This is a genomic window from Vibrio sp. 970 (genome assembly GCF_033339075.1).
The window spans coordinates 1-651 of record NZ_JAWOTW010000403.1; the positions used below are offsets into that span (position 1 = coordinate 1).

A 651-nucleotide genomic window follows, 5' to 3' on the forward strand; every position below is an offset into this window, starting at 1 on the left:
GCTAGAGTTGGAGTGTTAAGAAAAAGGCGTTCTTTACTCCATCGGTTTGGATAGCCCTCATGACTCTAGAGTCATTATGATTGGAGAACCAGAACCAGCTGAAACAAATATTCAATGGGTTCAAAATGAAAAAGCACTACTCGAAGCATTGATTGCTTGGTTTAAGTCGTTCGATCCTGATGTTATTGTTGGTTGGAACGTTATCGACTTCGATTTTCGTCTCCTTCATAAACGTGCGGAATGGCACAACATGAAGTTGATGTTGGGTCGCGCCGATCAGCCAAGCTTCTTTCGTAGCTCATCCCAAAGCCAACAGGGGTTTATCTCAATTCCCGGACGTGTAGTACTCGATGGCATTGATACACTAAAAACCGCGACTTATCACTTTCGGTCTTGGTCATTAGAATCGGTTTCACAAGAATTACTCGGTGAAGGCAAAGAGATCCATAACGTGCATGACCGTATGGACGAAATCAATCGCATGTATCGCTCCGATAAGCCTTCACTTGCCAAATACAACCTGCAAGACTGCGTGCTGGTAAACAAAATCTTCGAGCACACTCATCTCCTCGCGTTTGCTATTGAACGGTCGAGGTTGACGGGAGTTGAGTTGGATCGCGTCGGAGGCTCAGTCGCGGCGTTCACCAATCT

The 651-nt window shown here is 45.8% G+C and carries 1 pseudogene; it reads left to right on the forward strand.

Features of this window, described 5'->3' with window-relative positions:
- Window positions 1-651: pseudogene (locus R7Q11_RS26965) on the forward strand (3'-5' exonuclease); the annotation flags it as partial.